Origin of the sequence: Aureimonas glaciei (assembly GCF_014643375.1) — a bacterium.
Lineage (GTDB): Bacteria > Pseudomonadota > Alphaproteobacteria > Rhizobiales > Rhizobiaceae > Plantimonas > Plantimonas glaciei.
This window is the reverse complement of record NZ_BMJJ01000007.1, coordinates 1-18,035: the sequence shown is the minus strand read 5'-3', so window position 1 is coordinate 18,035 and position 18,035 is coordinate 1. Positions and strand designations below refer to the sequence as shown.

Sequence of the window (18,035 nt, the reverse complement as noted above, 5' to 3'; positions counted from 1 at the left end):
GTAACCACCTCAAGGGTGCAGCAGATCGTCAAGAAGGGTAGTCAGCCGATCGCCCCTTCTGGGCTGGGGAAAAACGCCGTCACCGTCATCCGGAACGTCTTGGAGATCGAAGGCCGGCCCCTGCTCTCCGCCGACATTATGACGTTCGTCGAGAACGGGCACCTCCACAAGGGACATCCCAATTTCGGGCAGCGCAGCGTCGATGCGATTTCGGCAGCGTATGTGGCCTACACGGAAGATCGTTCGGTCATGGCGCATCTGGTCCGGTCTCCCGGAGCGTTCGCGGACGCGATGCAGATGAAGAAACGAACGCCTTGAGGCGCCTGTCTGCGCCACCGGTTGAGCGCGACCTGGACGATGCCATCGGAGCAACGCCGCAGTGAGACCATGCCCCTCAGATCGCTCTACGACCCGAACCCCGAGGCCGAGTACGAGGCTGAACGCGAGACGATCGAGTTCCACGCGCAGCTGATCGCCATCACCGAGGATGTACCCATCGACGAGGCACGGCGCCGGGCGCGAGCAGAAGCCGAGGCGGCCTACTTCACAGCGCTCGCCGAACAATCGACCACCTAACGCTGAAACGCAAAAAGCCGCCGCCGCCCGGTGAAGGGAGACGGCGGCTTCGACATGGCTTCAATACGCCAGTCTCGAATGTCCTATCGCAGGCGGATGACGATGTCGTTGTCCCGGCGATCACGGCGATCTCGACGATGATCCCGGTCATGCCGCGAATGACGGCGCTCATAGCGATCTCGACGGTCGTGGCGATCCCGACGGTCGTATCCACCGCGGTGATGGCGACGCTCGTAGCGATCACGATCATGGCTATGCCGGCGCCCCGTGTCGTGAACAAGGACGATGCCCGACGAGATGCCGTCTCGCGCCATTGCAGGAGCTGCCGTGCCGGTGAGACCCGCGGTCATGAGAGCCACGGCGACGGCGGCTGCTTTGAAGGACATGCGCATGAATTTCTCCAATATGAGTGAGCTGAGAACCCGGCGGACGGCTTTCCGTTCCTCGGGAAGCAATCACTCGGCGTGTTCATGCGACATGCGGAAAGCTCGTATCGTCTCAAAATAATCCCCACGCGAGTGAGTAAGGCTCGACCAGAACGGGCACGAGATTGAAGATGCTGCTCACCCTGCCTGGTCACGGCGCGATCATGAACGGCGCCTCGATCGTCTTGTGGATTGGCCACAGCCGATGGATCGGGTTGCAATAGTCGCGGATGTCGACACGATAGACGGCGGCACCAGGCTGAGCGGCCAGCGGCACCCGGAACGGCTGGACAAACGTCCCGGCCGTGCCCTGGACCCGTCCGACATACGGCGGGCTTTCGGTCTCGCCGATCTGGAAGGTTCGACCTCCGGCGTCAGCCACCTGTTGCACCGATCGGCGATTGCATAGCCGGAAACGCTGGTAGATGTAGCGCACCTCCGCGTCGCCGCCGGCGGACACCAAGGCCGGGGCGATCGTCACTGACACAGTCTCGGTCGCGGGGTTGCGATCCGCAGCCCAGATCGCAAGCAAGGCAGCCCCAACATTGCAGATGGCGAAGATCAGGGCCCGTCTCATTTCGTACCTCCCTGAAACCAGGCGAATGCCTTCTGGATGTTCTCGGCCAGCAGCATGAAGCCAATGAAGGTGCCGACCATGGTGATGATCAGCCACTTCGCCGCCTTGCCAGCGGTGATGAAGGAATGTGCCAGCCTGATCGCCTGGAAGAGTTGGTCCTGCTCTTCCGGGCCGAGCCGAGACAGCTTCTTGAGCGTGTCGACCTCCTCCGGACGCAGCTGGCCGAAAAACTCTTTCGTCGGCCCAGGCAGTTGGCCAAAGGCCAGGAACTCGGGGAGGCTCGCGTTCTCCCTATCGCGATCACCGTTCATGCGTCACCCGTTGCCGGAAGCTCGGGGCGGCAGACTGCGGATGATCTGGTCGAGAACTTTCCCGATATCGGGGGCGACCTTGGTCGGATCCGTCAAAGCCTGCTCGACATGCTTGGCGATCTCCATCGCCGCCGGCGCGAGAGGCGCGGCCGCGATGATTGCCTCCGCCTGCGGCAGGATCTTCGACGCGATATTCTCGTCCGTCAGACCTTCCCTGGCGAAGTGCGCCACCGCCTCGGGAACGGCTTCCTTCACCATCCGCACGCCGAGGTCGAGGGCGTCCGCCGGCAGCGCGTTCAGTGCCGCGGCGCCGCCCGCCTTGACGACGATCGCGTTGGCCGTCCGCGTGATCGCACCCTGCAGCGCTTCTCGGAAGATGGCGTTCACCTCCTGCCCGGTCTTGTCGCGGTAGAGCTTCACCAGGTAACCGACGACGGCCGAGGCGGCGATCGGCAGCACCGCGGCATAGAACGGTCCGAGGATCTCCCAGGTCGTGTTCCAGAACGATTCCCACATTGTCATGCGGCCTTCTTTTCGAGGGCGGCGATGCCTGCAGCGGCCATCGCCTGGATGAGGGTGAAATACTGCTGCGGCGTGCCGATCGGTGCGTCCGGCGACATTGCGGTGGTCGGCGGAGGGGGCTGAACAGTCACCGGCATGGAGGGCTCGGCCGCGATGACCGGCGCTGGGGCGGCGACTACGACCGGCGCCGTCTGCAGCGCGGCCGACAGAGCCGCCACCGTCTTGATCCCGGCCCAGCCGTCGACCGTCAGACCGCGTGACTTCTGGAAAGCCCGCACCGCCGCCTCGGTCGCGGCGCCGAAGTCGCCGTCGAGCCTGCTGGTATAGAACCCGGCATCGCGCAGCTGCACCTGCAGCGCCTTCACCGCATCGCCCTTGTCGCCGCGGCTCAGCGCCACCGGCGAGGCATCGATCGCCGCATTGTCGTTCGCCGCCGTGACCGCGTCTGCAGCCGACCAGGGTGTGTCCTTGATCTTCGACCACTTGGCGAAAGCCGTGGCGAGCTTCAGGTGGTAGCGGTTCTTGGCGTAGCCGGGCCCATTGTAGCCGCGCGCGAAGCCGGACCAATCGTGCCGGCGGATGTCGTCGTCGAGCCCGGCCGCGATGATGAAGGCGACCATCGCCTCGAGGTGCGCCTCGGCATCGTCGAGGAAGGCAAGGACCATCGCCTGCGGTGAAGCGAAGCCGGCCATGGCGAAGTTCTCGCCGAGGATCTGGCCGAGGCCCCACGACGCGGCCTTCAGCGCTGCTGTCTCATCGATCGCCATCGCCTGCAGCAGTCGGGGATAGCTGTCGGCCGGATAAGGCTTGGTGCCCCACTTCGGATAGGCCATCCCGACAGCGACAGCCTTGTCGCGCGCGGCGCCGGAGAGGTTGCGATAGAAGACGTGCGGCTCGAAAAGCATCTTCGGCCGCCCCTGCCGGTCCCAGGCGCCGCCCGATGCCTCGACATCGATGACGGCGTGGATCTCGTCCTCGCCGACGCTGACCCGCGCGCCGAGCTTCGGCAGATCGATGTCATCGAGCGGCTTCGCGGCGCCTTTGAATCCTCGGAAGTCAGTCATGGGTGCCTCCTATGGGCGCATGAAAAAAGGCGCCCGGTGAGGAGCGCCTTGCGGTCAAGAAAAAGGCCCGCGTGAGCGAGCCTGGGGTCATCGAGTGGAGCGCTTCAGCCTACCAGATTGATGTCCAATCATTCGGCCACATCGACGTGGTGGGCGGCGGCGTGTCGCCAGCGGGGATCTGCCGGTCGAGCGCGCCGGCCAGGACCTTGACGGCTTCCAGCAGAGCTTTGATTTCGTCGTTGGTGAGGGGCATGGGTCAACCTCCAGACAGGAAAAGGGGAAATGGACAGCATTAATCAGAGCTTGCGGCTTGGCTTAGATAGGCGGTTAAGGGTGGTATTGACCGCGCAGTGGCTTTGCATCACTGCTGGCGGAAGCCACCAATGAGGGATTGCGATGAACGCCGAACAGGAATGGACCGACATGCTTTTCCCGCCGCTGATCTTCCGCGACATCGACGGGAAATTGCACACGTTTCTGGCGCCGTGCTCCCAGACCCGCATCAATGGCGGCAGACGCGAATACCGCGTCCGCGAAGAGACGGTGGGTGAATTTTTCGATCGGGCGTGGTGAGCTGTATCCTCCTGATGTGCTGCAAAGCGGCCGAACTCATACGCCTGGAGGGCAGAGGATGATCAGGAACATGTTGGCGGTATCGGCTGAATGGCGTGCCTACGTGCCCACGATCAGGCCCGCCATCGTTGACGGCGAGAAAATCTCTGGCCGGGTGGTGATGCGGCGTCGGTTGAGTGGAGCGGTTGAATTTCGAAACCCCACCCCGGATGAGATCGAGGAATACTTGATAGCAAACCAAGACGGCGGAATGTGATCCCTTACGAGAAGACGGCGCGCGGCATCGCTCTGGCATTGCCGCGTCAAGGGACGTCCATCTAATCTCCTTTTAACATGACAGGCAGCCGCGTGGGAAAAGGCCCGCCGAAGCAGGCCGTGGGGTTGGCTCGAAGAGTATGATCGGGCAGTGTTGGCCGCGGAGGTGGCCGATGAATTCTGCAGTCGATACGATCCGAGACCTAAAACAGCGCGAACGCACGCTGATGATCGAGTGCCGCTCTTGTTCGAGCGAGGCGCCCGCCAACCTGTTCGAACTGATCAAGGATGAGCGGGGCGACGTGCCTCTAACCAACGCGAATTATGAATCGCTGAAGGCACCATGCCCTACCTGCGGCTCAGTCAATGTCCATTATTCCCAGAGCCGGGCGAATCTCGTACGCAACGAGCCGGTACCGGCCTGGGTTGAGCGGATCAGCCGCTGAATTTTATCAGACAGAGCCTTTTCCGCTTACGAACGGTACCGCCCGCTCCCACTGGCCGAGACGTTGCGGGTGGTCGGCTTTCACGCGGAGTCTGAGCATGGCGCGCTCGCGCGAGGATAGTCATGACTTATTTTCGACCGCCCCGAGACACGACGCGCGGCTTCGTCGGCGGCGAGCGGAGCTCTATCGAGTTCCTCATGGCCGGCATCGTACTGATCTTTGCCGTCAACATTCTGGTTTTTTCGATTGTTTCGGTACAACTCGTCCCCCTGGGGGATGAGGACAGCTTTTTACGAGCTGCTGCGGGACTTCTCGATAATTGGGTCATGGAACCCTACCCGTACTCGGACGTGCGACCTTACGGCTACCCGCTGTTCTTAGTGCTGCCGGTATGGATCGGGCGAGTGTTTCAGATTGACCCCCGTATTCCAGCAACCGTTGTACAGTCCGCCATCTACGTTGGCGCGGCGGCGGCTCTCTCTTGGGAGATATCGAGGGTTAATCGGACGTTCGGTATAGCTGCGCTGTTCGGCTTCTCGGCGAATTTCTTTGCCGCCGCCTACCTCACGCACGCGATGTCGGACGGGCTCACCATCGGGCTGGCTCTATGGCTTGCCGTTGTGGCGGTTCGGGTCTTGAGAGCCCCAACCTTCTCGCTGGTGCTTATTGGTGCCCTGTTGCTCGGCTACTCTGTAATGGTTCGCCCGGCCAACCTATTTCTGATCCCTCTATGGGGAGCAGCCTTAGCCGTCTCCTACCGGAAGAACTTTGGCCGGTTGGTCGCTGCCGGTGCGTTATCAGCGGTAGTATTCGCGGGCATTCTGGCACCACAGGCGTACCACAACCGTTACTACTACGGCTCGACCAATCTTCTTACCGTGGTTGATCTTGGTACCACGCAGCAGGGCCTCGGCGTCCTCGCGCTCAAGTACTACACCCTGCTAACGCCGCCGGGGTTCCCTGCGGTGACCTACAATCCCGAGCTTCAGGTTTTCGCCCAGCCGGCGAATGTTTTCTACCAGAATCCCTTACAAGTCGGCCGACCTCTGACCTGGCCTCGGATCGACTGGTACTTCATGCACCCGTTACAGGGTCTCGCGACCGTCACCCTGCACCTCTTCGGCGCCCTCGATCAGGACTTCATCATCCCGTACACGAGCGACCTGACGCCCCCACTCAGATGGCCCATTTCGATCATCAACCACGCAGTCCTGCTATTGTCTGTGATAGGCGCCGTCAAGATCATGCAGGCTTTGAGTGTTCGCAAACGATGGGAGGTCGGCATTGTCGGCGTTGCCTTCCTTCTTGGTTTCTGTGGGGTCTACGGGACCGCAGCGGTGGAGTCCCGCTTCGGCCTCCCTGTTCTCGCTTTCCTCTTTCCGCTGGCATTTGTCGGCGCGGTCTGTGTGGCGAGGATGACGATGAGCGGCCGAGTGGCTGTCGCAATCTCCCTTTCACTGTACGTAGTTCTGGCGTTATGCCTGTCCGAGTGGCTTCAGCGGCAGGCCCCTCCGATCGTCGCGCAGAAGCAGATGGACGATGCGGAAAGACGTCGCCAGGCCGATTGAAAGAACCCGCCAAAGCACCAACTGCCCGCCCCTAATCACCTTGAGTGAACCCCATTTCGCCTGCCCGACAGGCGAGTTCAGGGTTTGGCGATCTGAGCCACGCCGGCAACGATCTGGCTTGCCATATCGATACGAAGTGACCGCAGAAGTGATGCCGCAAGCCTCACATGATTTCGAGCGCACGGTGTCTGGTGTTGCCACCTCGACACATCCCAAACCCTTTAGCTACCCTAGCATTGCCCCGCGTCCAACTGAGGCGGATAAACGACTGCACTCAAAAGATGGACTGACGATGGGACGAACGCAGAAGCTTGATGCCTTGACGGGACTTAGGTTCTTCGCCGCAGCCACTATCGTTGTCCACCACGTACGAGGAACACTTGGTGTTCCGGCAGAATTTTTTGCCAACTCCGACTTCTCACAAGGTGTGAGCATATTCTTTGTTTTATCTGGGTTCATTCTTATATTCGCAAACCGCGAGCTTAAATCCTGGGCGGAAACAGGCGCCTTCTACGTTAAACGCATTGCACGCATTTGGCCTTCTCATTTTGTCGTACTGATGGCTGCTCTGGCCATCGGGTTCCCTATTGTTCAGGGACCGTTTCTGGCAAATCTTGCGCTGATTCAAGCTTGGAACCCGGTTGGAGATTACTTCTTCAGCTATAACGCCGTCAGCTGGAGCATTTCTACTGAATTGGGTTTCTACCTCGCCTTTCCGCTCTTGCTTTACCGATTTGAGCGGACTTGGTTTTGGAAGCTTCCACTCACTCTGATCATTGCTCTAAGCATGCCAGCCTACGCATCGTGGATCGACGCCCCTTTTTACGGAGCCGGCGTGACCGGCCCCGTGGTGCAGGGTTTCGTCATGACATCTCCGCTCGCCCGACTTTTCGAGTTCACGCTTGGAATGAGCGCCGGGCACTTGTGGGTCAAACATCTTTCGGGACGACATATACCGTCATTGGTCGCATGGATCGCAGAGCCCCTTGCCGCGGCTCTACTTTTTTACGACGTGACCATCTTCCTGCCCCGCATCTTGCAGATGCTTCCCGAGACAAGTGCCTTCTCCTTTTGGGCCATTATGGCCGCCGTTCCAGCCATACCGAGCGCTCTGGCGATCATTGTGCTGGCGTCAGGTAAAGGTCCCATCAGCTGGCTGCTTTCTCGCCGTCCGATTGTTTACCTCGGCGAAATATCTTTCGCCATCTACCTCACGCACCAGCTTATTCAGACTTGGTTCCGCCAGCACGAAGCGAGCTTCGCTGGCCTTCCCGAGGGAGCGCTCATCGCACTTTATGTCTGTACCGTCGCGGCCTGTTCGGTCGCGCTTTATCACGTGGTAGAGCGCCCCTGCCAGCGAGCCGCGAAGGCGGCAATCGGATATTCCCGCCGCATACCCCGCACCGCTGCGGCTGATGCGCCGACCGCTTAAGAGCGTCCGCCTGTCCTCCTTACGAGAAGACGGTGCGCGTCTTCGCCCGGGCGTAATCGCGATCAAGGACTGCAGTCGGGTCTCTGTTCGACCGGGCGAGGTTTTCGATGAACAGCCGGTGGATCCGGAAATTACTGGCCGTCTTCGGCCCTCCTGAGAGGATGCTTTGCCAGTTCGAGGGGCCGATTCCGAACTTGCCCTTCTGTGCGCTGAAGTTCAGGGAATTGTCAGCACCGCGGACATCGGTGGCGGAGATCAAGCCGTTCTCCGACTTGATGCGGAACCCGATGCCCGCCGAGTTTCGCCAGTAGCCGAGCTGAACTATTCCCCCGAAATCCGCGGCTGCAGGTGGCAGGCCGACGTCCTGGACGACGTTGGCCGCCGTCTGGCGAGTCCAGTTGATCCTCTTGACCCCGCCGTATGCCGTCATGCTGACATGCAGAAGTTCAGCCGTCGGCCAGCCAGTGGCCGCGTCCGTCCACGTCAGAATGGGGGCATTTGAAGGAGCAGCGGAAATCCACTCCGCGGCAGTCGGCAATCTGACGTGCATGCCGATCAGGAAGTTCTGCGAGGCTTGGATATCAGCCGCGACGCTCGCGGGAATCTCGACGTAGTCTCCAGCTGCAGCGGTCCCGTAAAAGGCGAAACCATTTCCGGCACGGGTCACGGTCGACCCGGTGCGCACTTTCATGACGCCATTCTCGTTCGCGCTTAGGTCGAACATCGGCGCATTGTTTGCGGGGTTGGCTGTACCGGAGTAGGAAAATTTCTCCAAATCCAACGTGAACCGGACGCCTTCGGTGTCGCCGTAGAGCAGCGGGTCGACCTTGAACTTACGGCGAGACGTGTCGCCTGTGCTGAAGGGTAGCTGCGTTCTGAGGATCAAGCCCATAGTTCCGGCTCCTTCAAAGGCTAGGATCAATGACGCGAAGAACCGCGTCGGCGATAAGGGGACCACAGTAATCGGTGGTGGGGTGGACGGCGTCCTGCATGAGCGGGAAGGCGGCGTTCGTGTCGTAGTCTGAGACAGACCTCCCCACGACGTGCTGGAGGTTCAACATCGCGCCCCACTGTTCGTCTGCCACGCCGCGCATCGCCCGCGCGTGGTCTCTCATCGGATAGGGTTTCCCCGTGAGCATGTTCTCGAAGGGAGCGACGAAAAACAGGTCTGGCGTATTGACTGCGGATTTCAAGCGATCCGCGATCTGATTAAGGTCGGATCGGAACTGGCCGGGAGTGAAGGCTAACCCGTTGTCGTTCGTGCCGTGCAGGATGACCGCAGCGTGCAGCCCGAGAGATGTCATGCCGGCCTTCCACTGCGCCCCGTCGAGTGCCGCCCACTGCTTCGCCGTGCTACCCGCCTTGCCGAGCTTGTGAACGCGGACGCCAGTCGCCGCGGACTGGAACTCAACCCCGCCAAGGATCACGGTGCCAGAAACGACCTCGACATCGAACGACCACGCTCCCGATGTCGGGAAGCCAGTCAAAGCCGCGATTTTAAGACCGGTTCCCGCGAGAGACAGGTTGGCCGCCCAGGTCCCGTCATTCCAACGATACCGCACCACGCCGTCAGCGCTGGCCATGTAGAAGAGCTTCGCGGCGCTGATAACTGGCGCCGCTGGGCCGGTAACTCGCCGCCGAGATCCAACAGTCGAAGAGGTGAAGATCGACGTGTCAGGCGTGGGGTTCAGGTAGTTTGTCACTACCCACGTCCCCGTCTCGGTTGACGTGTAGGTGCCGTCGATCGCGCCACCCGACCCGAACCCGAGATACCCGAGCCCCGCGTTCCCATAAGCTGCCTTGAGTGCTGCGGATAGGTGCGAAGACCACATGGGGCCAGAGTCGGTCCAACTATCGCCAATCAAGCCGATATTCAGCTGTCCTCCCATTCCTTGCTTAATCCTGCGCAGGCGCGACCGGATCTGCTTCAGGCGTTCGGCGTTTGCGACAGCCGGGGGCTCATACGAGAATATCTCCAGGCCGGCGCTATCGGTAATGGCGAAGCGGTCCGAGATGGAGGGATCTAGCGTCTCAAGGGCAGTATAGCCCTGAGACTGCAGAGCGACGATATCAGCTTGAATTGAGACCGGGTCGATCAGGTCGCCAGCCCTGCCCCACGCCGATCCAGTCCACGTATACCGACCTTTGTCAGCCACGGAGGTGCTGGAGATGGGGTCGGTGTGGGTCGACCCGCCGATCGTGACCTCTCCCGGTTGGCCTTGCCGGGTTCCGGGAGTCGCGGCTAGTTCAGGCCAGAACCGGAAGCGAACCAGGCCCTGCGCAGCCGCCTCAATGCTGACTTCAAGGGCGGCGACCTCCTGATCGAGACTGGCTTCAAGAGCCGAAACCTCGCTGTTGATACGAGCGTCGACGGCCGAGAAGGCGACATCTGCCGCCCCCATAAGCTCGTCGGATAGGCGTCGCTTGTCTGGACGCACGGCTGCGCCCGGAAGCCCGACGCCGTAGATGTCGCGTGCAAGGTCGCGGAGTTCGTTGGGCATGCTTCACCTCAGTGGAAATACCGCCGAAAAGCGGATGCTTGTATTGCGTTGGGCGATCAGCCGGAGATCCGGCGCAGACTGACATTGTCGATCGACATTGTTCCGCTTGTGCCAAAGCCAAGAATTGTTGATCCGGCAGGCGCAACAAGATACTGCGTGTAGGAGCCGACAGCCGAAACAGATGGGCCGGAAGCAGTTGTTGAGCCTGAGAGATAGGGAGTCATTGTACTAGAGGTATACGCCGTAACCGAGAAGCTTAGGCAATAGGTTTGACCTGCGACCAACGTGACAGCTTGATAGATACTGCCGCCAGCGCCGCTGTGTGTTGCGACGCCCGAGCCAATGGTCCACCCGGCCTGCTTGTCCCATGCAGTGTCGGTGCTAAACGCCCCATTCACGACCAATTCTGGACCGAAGATGCTCGTCAGGTTTACGGCGCTTGTTGCGGCCCCCCGCCTACCTGTCGCCGAAACAATCACGCCTCTGATGGAATAGGTCACGCCGTCCTGCATCGGCCCATATTCGGCTTCTACTGCGGACCGCTCTTTTGTCACGGCGCCGTACGACGCGCCCCCATTGGTCGATATCTCGAAAACGATCGTGTCGCCGCCGAAGTCTGGCGCGTTGGCAGTCATACGGATGAAGGCCAAAGAGACGCCAGAGACGACGCGGTTGACCCGCGAGACCGTAAACCCAGTTGGCACAGGAATATCGCGCTCTTCCGGCTCGATCTCTTCGGGCACCAACGGCGCGGTCCCCTCCTCCGTAGCCGGGTTCCATGCGTAGGCCGCCGCGCTCATTGACGCGACCTCGATCTGAACGCCCTTCACGACGCTTCCTTCGGCCATGACAAACGCTGGCNAACAGCGAGAGATCTGGCCCATCCTCGCCGGCAACCGAAGCCGCCTCATCATCGACCCACGGGTCGGCGTCCTGCTCCACATACTTGTGCGGACGCGACGTGTAGCGGGCTCGAACGGTCGTGGCCCTCGTCAGCACGTCGCCGCCTCTGGTGAGCCCGGAGAATGCCACTACGGCGTCTTCGTCGAGCGTCACCGTCGGCTCCTCCCACTGCCCTACCTTGAGCGCGAGCCCCTGGTTCGGTGTGGCAAAGATCGCGCCGTCGCAGGCGTCAAGCATGCGCTGCAGCACGTCCACCGGCCGCTCGGCCATGTTGTAGGACATGCCAAGCCGCCAGCGCGCTTCAGTGCCGCCGGCCTTCAGCGCGACAGCTTGGTCGCTGATGTTCGCCGCGGCGATCCAGTCCGGCAGGGCGTTCTCAACCCACGACCGATCAAGCCGAAAACCCCATTTGCTAGTCATGAAGTCGAGGATGATGAGGGCGGCGTTTTCGGAGAATTTCCGCGTGGCAGTTTCAGGCATTGTAGGCTCCCAGGCGCGGGTCCCAGACGATCGACGACTGGTAGATGAGGCTGATCGTCGTGTTGGCCCCGGACGGGAACTGCTTGCTGAAGTCCTCCGGCTTGCCCGTGTTAAGGATCATCAGGGCGGACGTGACGTTGTCGCCTCGATGTGCAGTCGTCCATTTGCCGGGGAACGCAGAGACCAACTCGGAATATGCCGTCTCGGTGGGAAGGCCCAGGCGCGTTTTGACGATCAAGCGATTCGCTGCATTTTCGCCCCTCTCCTTCCACTCGTTCACCTGGCCGGAGCCATCGAGCGTCACCGCGATATCGTCGATGTAGATGCCGACGATGGCTTTGACCTCGTCTGTCCCGGTGACAACCATCTTGTGCAGCTTGCCGTTGCTCGGCTCGATGATGGCAATGACGCCACCGGCCCGCACTTGCCCGTAGTGCCTGACGCGGGGAGCGGTCGGCTCAGCAATGTTCGTCTTGCCGTCGCTAGGCTTGGGTGCCTCTGGCTTCGGAGCGAGAAGGCTGGCGACATAGGAGAGGCCGATGCCGATGGCGGCATTGACCAGCGTTGCGCCAAACCCGATAGCAACAGCATTCACCACGCCGATTGGTGCGCCGATCGTGAAGAGGAGAAGGCCTAAAGCTTGCGGCATCAGGGAACGCTCCAGGCGGCAACGGTGATCGTCATGGCGTCGTCCACGATCGAGACGCCGTGTTCGTCGAAGAAGACCCAGCCCCGCGCGCCGCGGATAGCGCAACGGTGCCTGCCGGCGCACTCGATGACACCGACATCTCCGATGCCCGGCTCGTCGGTCCTGACCAAGCCGGCAGAGCGGGCGCCACGCGCGAATGCGGCGAGCATTCGGCGGCGGGCGATGAGGTCTTGCGACTTCCACCCTGGCAGCCCGTCGAAGATCGCCAGCGGGTCGCGACCGGTGCGCAGGAGCACCCATTCGGCGGGGAAGCGAGCGCAGTTGTAGCCCACGAGGCTGAAGGTCTTGCCTGCCGTCCCGCGAATGTGCTCGGCGAGCGTCATCAGTCGAAGTCCGGCCAGAGCACGACCTTCCCGCGATTCTCACTCATGCGGTCAAAGATGCGGTCGCCTGGATGACGGGCCTGCTGGTCGCGATCCGTGTACCGGCCGCGGGGCGGTTTGGATCGGCCGACGAACAGCCCTTCGCACGGCAGCGAGATCGTGCAGACGGCGCCTTCGTCGTCGCTCGCCTCACTCCGGTCGATGGATGGCGACTGCATCAGCCCGAAATAGATGGGGACCAGCGAACCAACCGGCTGCATCCCGCTGTCGAGGAACTGCCAGTAGATCACGATCAGCCGGTCCACGACCTCTTCCGGCTCCCCGATCGCCTTTGGCAGCGTCGCCTCGTCAACGCCCGACAGCGTGATGCTCACGGTGTTCGCCTGCGTCGTTCGCATGTCGCCGAGGCCGTCGATCGAGATCAGCCCGCCGAGCCCGCGCCACTCCTGACCGCCGAAGTCGCGCACGCCTGCCCCTGCGAACAGCCGCATGGTCCCGGAAGCGAAGGCCAGTTCGGCAAGGGTGGCAACCCGCACCGTTGAGGCGCTGAGGATCTCGATTTGCTCCGGCGTGAAGAACCCGGCCATCAGGAGAGATCCTCGATGAAATCGACGTTCGGATAGCCCCAGGTGTCGCGATCAAGCTCGACGTCCATCATGTTGTCGTCCGCCAGTTTCATCTTGCAGACCGGCCGATCGAACTCGACAGCAGCGCCGGCGGACGCGGCATCTCGAGCCGGTGGCCAGAAGGTCACCGTCTGCGTCGGTCCGGACGAGTAGGAAGCCGTCACGACCCGATAAAGCCGCATCCCGATCGAGAAGTGCTGGCCCGGTTCGATCTCGCCACCAAACTGCATGATGATTGTTGCGGTGGTCGCGCCCCGCGCCATCCCAGACGCCAGCACGGCCTGGATGACTGCCTCGTAGAAGCCCGCCCCGTCCGAGAAGTACGCCCCATCGCTGAAGGGTATCGACTTGTATGGCTTCGGCTGCGAGGCCGGGAACGGAGCTCGCCTCTCGTCGTAGAGGGTGACGAGAAGCGGATTAAGCCGCCCCTGGAGCATGGCCGCGATCGCGTAAAACCTCTTCGCCTTGTTCTGGTCGATGATGGCGACCTTGCTGTAGCGCGCCACCCAGCCGCCAGCGCCTGACGCGATGTCCTGCGACAGGCCCGACAGCGAGCGCGAGCCCGCCGTGTTGCGAGCTCGCATATTGAACGACATGGTTGCCGGCGTGAGGACTTCGAACGGCCAGGTCAGGACCGGATCGCTCATGCCCGCCTCGTCTGGTATTCGTTCAGCATGCCGCCGAAGTTGTTGCGCACTGTCCGGGTGGCGGCGGCCGTCGATTGCCCGACAAACGACCCGCGCTTGCTCTCGACCGCGTCGTCGGCGATCTTTTTGACGTAGGGCATGATCGTTCCGGTTTCCTCGTCGATCCTGACGCCCAGCGTCACCTCCTTGTGCTGCGAAGCCTGCTGCTGCTGCTGGCCTCGCGCCTGCGCCATCGACGAGAGCACATGGTTTGGGATGATCTGCGCCCCCTTCGGGACGTTCATCAGTTCCGGGCCACGCTCGCCGACCATGGCGAGGCCGCCGGGCGCGGAGTCCGTGCCGGAGGCGAAGCCCAGGATGCTGCCGAGGCCGCCGATCAGCGATCCAATGCCACCGCCCCCGCCGCTGGCGTTGGAAATGGTGCTGATGAGGGTCTGAAGCACGCCGCCGAGGCCTGGAACGACCGTTTCAGCGATCTGCCCGAGCCCGGAAGTCACCGTGCTCGCTGACTGGCTGAAGTCGGTGGCGAAGGTCTCGGCAGACGCTGCCAGCTTGGGAGCCGCAGCGTCGAGCTTCGCGACCGCGGCTTCCAGGTTGACACCGATTGGCTGAGCGCCGGCCAATCCCTCCCTGTTGCCGATGCCCGCCTTGCCCGCGCCATACCATGCGCCCCAGCCGTTCTTGGCCGCGCCATCGAGGGCGAAGTCGATCCCTTGAAACGTGTTCCGCGGGTCGGCCGGATCCAGCCCGGTCTGGCGCATGAAGTCATTGCCCATGCCCTGGCCGAAGCCAGTCCCGGCGCCGCCCTTGAGCAACTGGAACGGGCCATAGGACGGCTCGCGATAGCCGTTCTTTTCATAGTTCGACTGCCAGATGCCCTCGCCGAGGCCTTCCGACTTCGCGACCCGAAGCGCGATGTTCGGGTCAATCCCGCGCGCCGCGGCAGCCTGCTGGATATAGGCCGCGACTTCGCTGACCGGGACGAGACCGTTCTTCCCAAGGGTCGCCGACGCCACGCCGCCGGGCGCGTTGCCGTTGGCCGGGTTCAGGAGGCGCTCGATCGCGCCGCCGGCACCGCCCATACCGACACCGCCGATGTTCACGACGGCCGCCGTCACGTTCATCGCCGCAGTCGACTGCACCCCCGGCACGCCGAGCGTCGGCGCGGCGCCCGGTCCATTGAGCAGGTCGCCCATGGTGCCGTAGCTCGTGCCGAGCAGCGCATTCTTCAGCGGGTTCGCGACGGCGAGCTGCAGCGCAGTCTTCGCCACATCATCGGCGATGCTCTTCAGCGCGCCGGACAGATCGCCCGACGTGATGCTGCCGACCAGCCCATCGATCGCGCTCTCGCCCGCCTGCTTGACGTCGTCCCAGGCACCGGCGGACTTGCGCACCCGGTCTTCATATTCGGACAGCGCCGCCGCGTTGGCGCGGTAGGCGTCGGCCTGCGCCCCGGTCGAGCTGACGCCGGCCTGCCGGATGTCGTTCTCGACCTTCAGGCCATCGATCAGCCGGCGCCGGACGTCGTCCGAGGCGCCGATCGCCGCGGCCTCTGCCGCAAGACTGGCAAGCTGGTCCTGCTGGGGCTGAAAGAGCGAGCGCCGCGTCTGGAGCTGAAGCGTCTGTAGATCGAGGTTCCGGGCCGCCGTGAGGTCGCGAACCGCACTCTCCGCCCCTTTGGCCTTATCGATCTCCAGCGCGTAGCGGTCAATGATGGCCTGCGCCGCAGCCTGGTAGCCCTGGAGACCTGCCGAAGCGTTCTGCTGCCGGCTGGAGCGAAGGGTGTCCTCGGCCGCCTTGTTCGTCTGAGCGATCAGCATCGCGCGCTCGTGCGCGACTGCCAGTTCCTTCTCAGCGTCCGTCAGAAGCGAGCCGGATAGCTCTAGGCGCTTCTGCTGCTCGGCGACCAGAGCCTGTTCCGCTACCGTGCGCGCACCGACGGCCCGAAGGTCGAGCTCGCGCTTTTGGCGGATCACGCCTTCCTTGCGGCCGATCTCGTCGAGAGCTTTCAGGCGATCGTTGTCGGCGGCCTTCAGCAGGCTTTCGGCCATGCCGCGATCAGCGCCGCCCAGTCGAGAAATCGGCGCGATCCGCGCCTGATACGCCCGATTGATCTCGTCACGCTCTGTCCGAACGCCCGGCACGAACCGCTGAAAATCGACGCCGCCGGCTTCGATGTCGGAAAGCGCAGTCATCCGGCGAAGCCGCGCCGCGCCCTCCTCAAGGCCCCTGATCTTCGCCAGGGCCGCGTCGCCGGAGTTGACCAGCGAGAGCATGTTTTCAGCCGCGTCGCGTAGATACCCGGGGAGGCCTTCGCTCGCCAGGATCTGCTCGATGTCCGTGCGGATGTCTGCAATGGGCCGGCTGGCTTCGTAGAAGTCGCGGCCCAGCATATCGAGGTCGGACGCTGCGACCGCCCCGCCGATCTCACGGAAGAGGTTCCGAAAGTCGGTGATGACGTTCGGCAGCATGTCGACGTCGACAGGATCGATGTTCAGTGCGTTTTGGCGAGCTGCGCGGAGAGCCTCGCGCTGAGCCTGGATTTCCCGAGCGTTGGTGACCGCGATCTCGGCAGGATTGCGCCGCTGCGCTTCATCCACGACGGAGGAGATGCCGGCGCCAAGCCCGCGCTGGCTACGCTCGATGACCTTCAGCGTTTCCGCGTAGCTCTTTGCCGCCTTGTCGATCTTCAGGAGGTTGGATTCGGTCTTGTCGGTGAAATAGATCGCCGCAGCCGTGGCGGCGCTGACGCCGGCAATGACCATGCCGCCGGGGCCAAGTGCCGAGGCGGCGCCACGGGCAAAGCCCATGATGCCGTCGCCAGCCGCCTTCAGGCTGCCGCGAAGACCGCCCGGACCCTCTTCGAGCGCGCCGTAAATCTGGCCGATCTGCGACGCGAACACCTGAGACACCGGCGCGCCCATTGCGAGCATCGTGATTGTGTCGTTGCCTTGCCGGCTGAGATTCAGAAGCTGGTTTGACGTCAGCTTCGCCGCAGAGCCCACGGCGGCCACTCCGGTGGCCACACCCTGCGTCTGCGCCCTCGTGCCCGTCAGCGCGGCCGTCTGTGCGAGATAGGCCCTATCCAGACGCTGAACTGCGGCGGCCTCTTCGGCCATGCTGAGAGCGCCGACCTTGCGCGCCTGGCGGATGTCGTCGAGCGAGGCGAGATACGTGCGCTGGACCGCAAACAACGGGGAGTATTTCGCCCGGAGGTCATCGAGAGCGTTGCCATAGGCTGCGACGTCATCGGCCCGCATGGAACGGCTGGACGAGTTGTTCCCAGCCTCGGCGGCCGTCAGTGCGGCGAGTGCGGCGCGGGTCTTGTCGATCGAGCGCGTGGCGTTGTCGTTCGCCTGGGCAAGCGCGGTGACGCCTGCGGCCGCGGTCTTGGCCCCCTGCCCCGCCTCGCGCGCCGCGGCCGAGATTTCCTTGCTCGCGCGGGCAGCCTTGGACGAGGTGGTGCCGAGCTTCTCGACAGCCGCCTCGGTCGCCACCGCAGCTGTGGTCAAGACGTTCCGATCGGCAGCGGCAACCTTGGCAGGCGCTGACGTGATTGAGAGCCCGAGGCTTGCGATGTCAGCCATTCATCGGGCTCCGAACAGTGCGCCGATCAGCTCCGTCGTCACCGGCCTGTCAGAGACAGTCTGGCGAGCGGCGTGCTCATCGGCTGGGGTGTTGATGTGGTCGAGATAGACGCGGTCCATGGCCCGGACCGCGGCCCGGAACATGCCGAGCTCGGCCCCGAGCCTTTCGGCCCATCGGTCAATCGCATGAGACGGGATCGGCCCGGAACCCATACCGATCTGACGCTCAGTCGAGAGCTCCCAGAAGGCGTCAATCCATGCCCCCAGACCCGGCAGAAGCCGCGGCTGGGGATTGTGTTTGGTCGGGCCGGCGGGATTGGCGAGAAGCCACCCGACGACCCTGGTCAGTTTTTTACTGTCGCCTCGGTCTTGGCGCGGATCGATCGGTTCACCATGCCGGCGGCGCGTGTCAACGGCGGAGCAATTCCAGGCCAGTGTGGCGGAGTAAAACCAGGCCACGCGTCCGAGAGGGCACGACACAGGAAAGGGCCCGATCGGGCCCTTTCCTGT

The 18,035-nt window shown here is 62.9% G+C and carries 22 protein-coding genes; 7 read left to right on the top strand and 15 right to left on the bottom strand.

The window, feature by feature from the left end; translation table 11 throughout:
• The first annotated feature begins 15 nt into the window (after positions 1-15).
• Both IEX88_RS14630 and IEX88_RS14625 read left to right on the top strand, forming a co-directional pair.
• Positions 16-318: a hypothetical protein gene (locus IEX88_RS14630; RefSeq protein ID WP_188851958.1), complete on the top strand. Its 303-nt coding sequence runs from the start codon at positions 16-18 to the stop codon at positions 316-318.
• A 69-nt stretch (positions 319-387) separates the two neighbouring features.
• Positions 388-576, top strand: coding sequence for a hypothetical protein (locus IEX88_RS14625; RefSeq protein WP_188851956.1), 189 nt, complete (start codon positions 388-390; stop codon positions 574-576).
• An 83-nt stretch (positions 577-659) separates the two neighbouring features.
• Here IEX88_RS14625 and IEX88_RS14620 read toward each other — a convergent pair whose 3' ends face one another.
• From IEX88_RS14620 to IEX88_RS14595, 6 genes are all read right to left on the bottom strand, one after another.
• On the bottom strand, positions 660-968 hold the full coding sequence (locus IEX88_RS14620) for a hypothetical protein (protein ID WP_188851954.1): 309 nt from the start codon (positions 966-968) through the stop codon (positions 660-662).
• Positions 969-1,152: 184 nt separating this feature from the next.
• On the bottom strand, positions 1,153-1,578 hold the full coding sequence (locus tag IEX88_RS14615; protein ID WP_188851952.1) for a hypothetical protein: 426 nt from the start codon (positions 1,576-1,578) through the stop codon (positions 1,153-1,155).
• Positions 1,575-1,889, bottom strand: a complete 315-nt coding sequence (locus tag IEX88_RS14610) for a hypothetical protein (protein WP_188851950.1) — start codon at positions 1,887-1,889, stop codon at positions 1,575-1,577. Before IEX88_RS14610 ends, IEX88_RS14615 begins: the two co-directional genes overlap by 4 nt.
• A gap of 3 nt (positions 1,890-1,892) precedes the next feature.
• Positions 1,893-2,411 (bottom strand): hypothetical protein, encoded by a 519-nt coding sequence (locus IEX88_RS14605; protein ID WP_188851947.1) that lies wholly within the window; start codon positions 2,409-2,411, stop codon positions 1,893-1,895.
• Positions 2,408-3,475: an N-acetylmuramidase domain-containing protein gene (locus IEX88_RS14600; RefSeq protein WP_188851945.1), complete on the bottom strand. Its 1,068-nt coding sequence runs from the start codon at positions 3,473-3,475 to the stop codon at positions 2,408-2,410. The genes IEX88_RS14605 and IEX88_RS14600 overlap by 4 nt, the downstream gene beginning before the upstream one ends.
• Positions 3,476-3,584: 109 nt before the next feature.
• Positions 3,585-3,728: a hypothetical protein gene (locus IEX88_RS14595; protein WP_188851943.1), complete on the bottom strand. Its 144-nt coding sequence runs from the start codon at positions 3,726-3,728 to the stop codon at positions 3,585-3,587.
• Between the two features lie 143 nt (positions 3,729-3,871).
• Here IEX88_RS14595 and IEX88_RS14590 point away from each other — a divergent pair, with 143 nt between their 5' ends.
• The 5 genes from IEX88_RS14590 to IEX88_RS14570 all read left to right on the top strand — a co-directional run bounded on the left by IEX88_RS14590 (position 3,872) and on the right by IEX88_RS14570 (position 7,749).
• Positions 3,872-4,048, top strand: a complete 177-nt coding sequence (locus IEX88_RS14590; protein WP_188851941.1) for a hypothetical protein — start codon at positions 3,872-3,874, stop codon at positions 4,046-4,048.
• Complete coding sequence (locus IEX88_RS14585) at positions 4,023-4,304, top strand: hypothetical protein (RefSeq protein WP_188851939.1); 282 nt, start codon at positions 4,023-4,025, stop codon at positions 4,302-4,304. Before IEX88_RS14590 ends, IEX88_RS14585 begins: the two co-directional genes overlap by 26 nt.
• A 172-nt stretch (positions 4,305-4,476) precedes the next feature.
• Complete coding sequence (locus tag IEX88_RS14580) at positions 4,477-4,749, top strand: hypothetical protein (protein ID WP_188851937.1); 273 nt, start codon at positions 4,477-4,479, stop codon at positions 4,747-4,749.
• Between the two features lie 122 nt (positions 4,750-4,871).
• Positions 4,872-6,317, top strand: coding sequence for a hypothetical protein (locus IEX88_RS14575; protein ID WP_188851935.1), 1,446 nt, complete (start codon positions 4,872-4,874; stop codon positions 6,315-6,317).
• Positions 6,318-6,453: 136 nt separating this feature from the next.
• Positions 6,454-7,749 (top strand): acyltransferase family protein, encoded by a 1,296-nt coding sequence (locus tag IEX88_RS14570; protein WP_188851933.1) that lies wholly within the window; start codon positions 6,454-6,456, stop codon positions 7,747-7,749.
• A 19-nt stretch (positions 7,750-7,768) separates the two neighbouring features.
• Here the strand turns inward: IEX88_RS14570 and IEX88_RS14565 are convergent, their stop codons facing one another.
• The 9 genes from IEX88_RS14565 to IEX88_RS14525 form a co-directional block, all read right to left on the bottom strand.
• The gene (locus IEX88_RS14565; protein ID WP_188851930.1) at positions 7,769-8,641 is read right to left on the bottom strand and encodes a hypothetical protein; all 873 of its coding nucleotides are present in this window, start codon (positions 8,639-8,641) and stop codon (positions 7,769-7,771) included.
• Between the two features lie 13 nt (positions 8,642-8,654).
• Positions 8,655-10,250: an SGNH/GDSL hydrolase family protein gene (locus tag IEX88_RS14560; protein WP_188851928.1), complete on the bottom strand. Its 1,596-nt coding sequence runs from the start codon at positions 10,248-10,250 to the stop codon at positions 8,655-8,657.
• A gap of 56 nt (positions 10,251-10,306) precedes the next feature.
• Positions 10,307-11,098 (bottom strand): hypothetical protein, encoded by a 792-nt coding sequence (locus IEX88_RS14555; protein WP_188851926.1) that lies wholly within the window; start codon positions 11,096-11,098, stop codon positions 10,307-10,309.
• Between the two features lie 527 nt (positions 11,099-11,625).
• Positions 11,626-12,282 carry a hypothetical protein gene (locus tag IEX88_RS14550; RefSeq protein ID WP_188851924.1) on the bottom strand — a complete coding sequence of 219 codons (657 nt, stop codon included), beginning with the start codon at positions 12,280-12,282 and terminating at the stop codon, positions 11,626-11,628.
• Positions 12,282-12,665, bottom strand: coding sequence for a DUF6950 family protein (locus IEX88_RS14545; RefSeq protein WP_188851922.1), 384 nt, complete (start codon positions 12,663-12,665; stop codon positions 12,282-12,284). Before IEX88_RS14545 ends, IEX88_RS14550 begins: the two co-directional genes overlap by 1 nt.
• Complete coding sequence (locus IEX88_RS14540; RefSeq protein WP_188851920.1) at positions 12,665-13,252, bottom strand: hypothetical protein; 588 nt, start codon at positions 13,250-13,252, stop codon at positions 12,665-12,667. Before IEX88_RS14540 ends, IEX88_RS14545 begins: the two co-directional genes overlap by 1 nt.
• Positions 13,252-13,938, bottom strand: a complete 687-nt coding sequence (locus IEX88_RS14535) for a hypothetical protein (RefSeq protein WP_188851917.1) — start codon at positions 13,936-13,938, stop codon at positions 13,252-13,254. Before IEX88_RS14535 ends, IEX88_RS14540 begins: the two co-directional genes overlap by 1 nt.
• Positions 13,935-17,525 carry a phage tail length tape measure family protein gene (locus IEX88_RS14530; protein WP_188851915.1) on the bottom strand — a complete coding sequence of 1,197 codons (3,591 nt, stop codon included), beginning with the start codon at positions 17,523-17,525 and terminating at the stop codon, positions 13,935-13,937. The genes IEX88_RS14535 and IEX88_RS14530 overlap by 4 nt, the downstream gene beginning before the upstream one ends.
• On the bottom strand, positions 17,526-18,035 hold a 510-nt coding region (locus IEX88_RS14525), incomplete at its 5' end, for a phage tail assembly chaperone (RefSeq protein ID WP_210319283.1).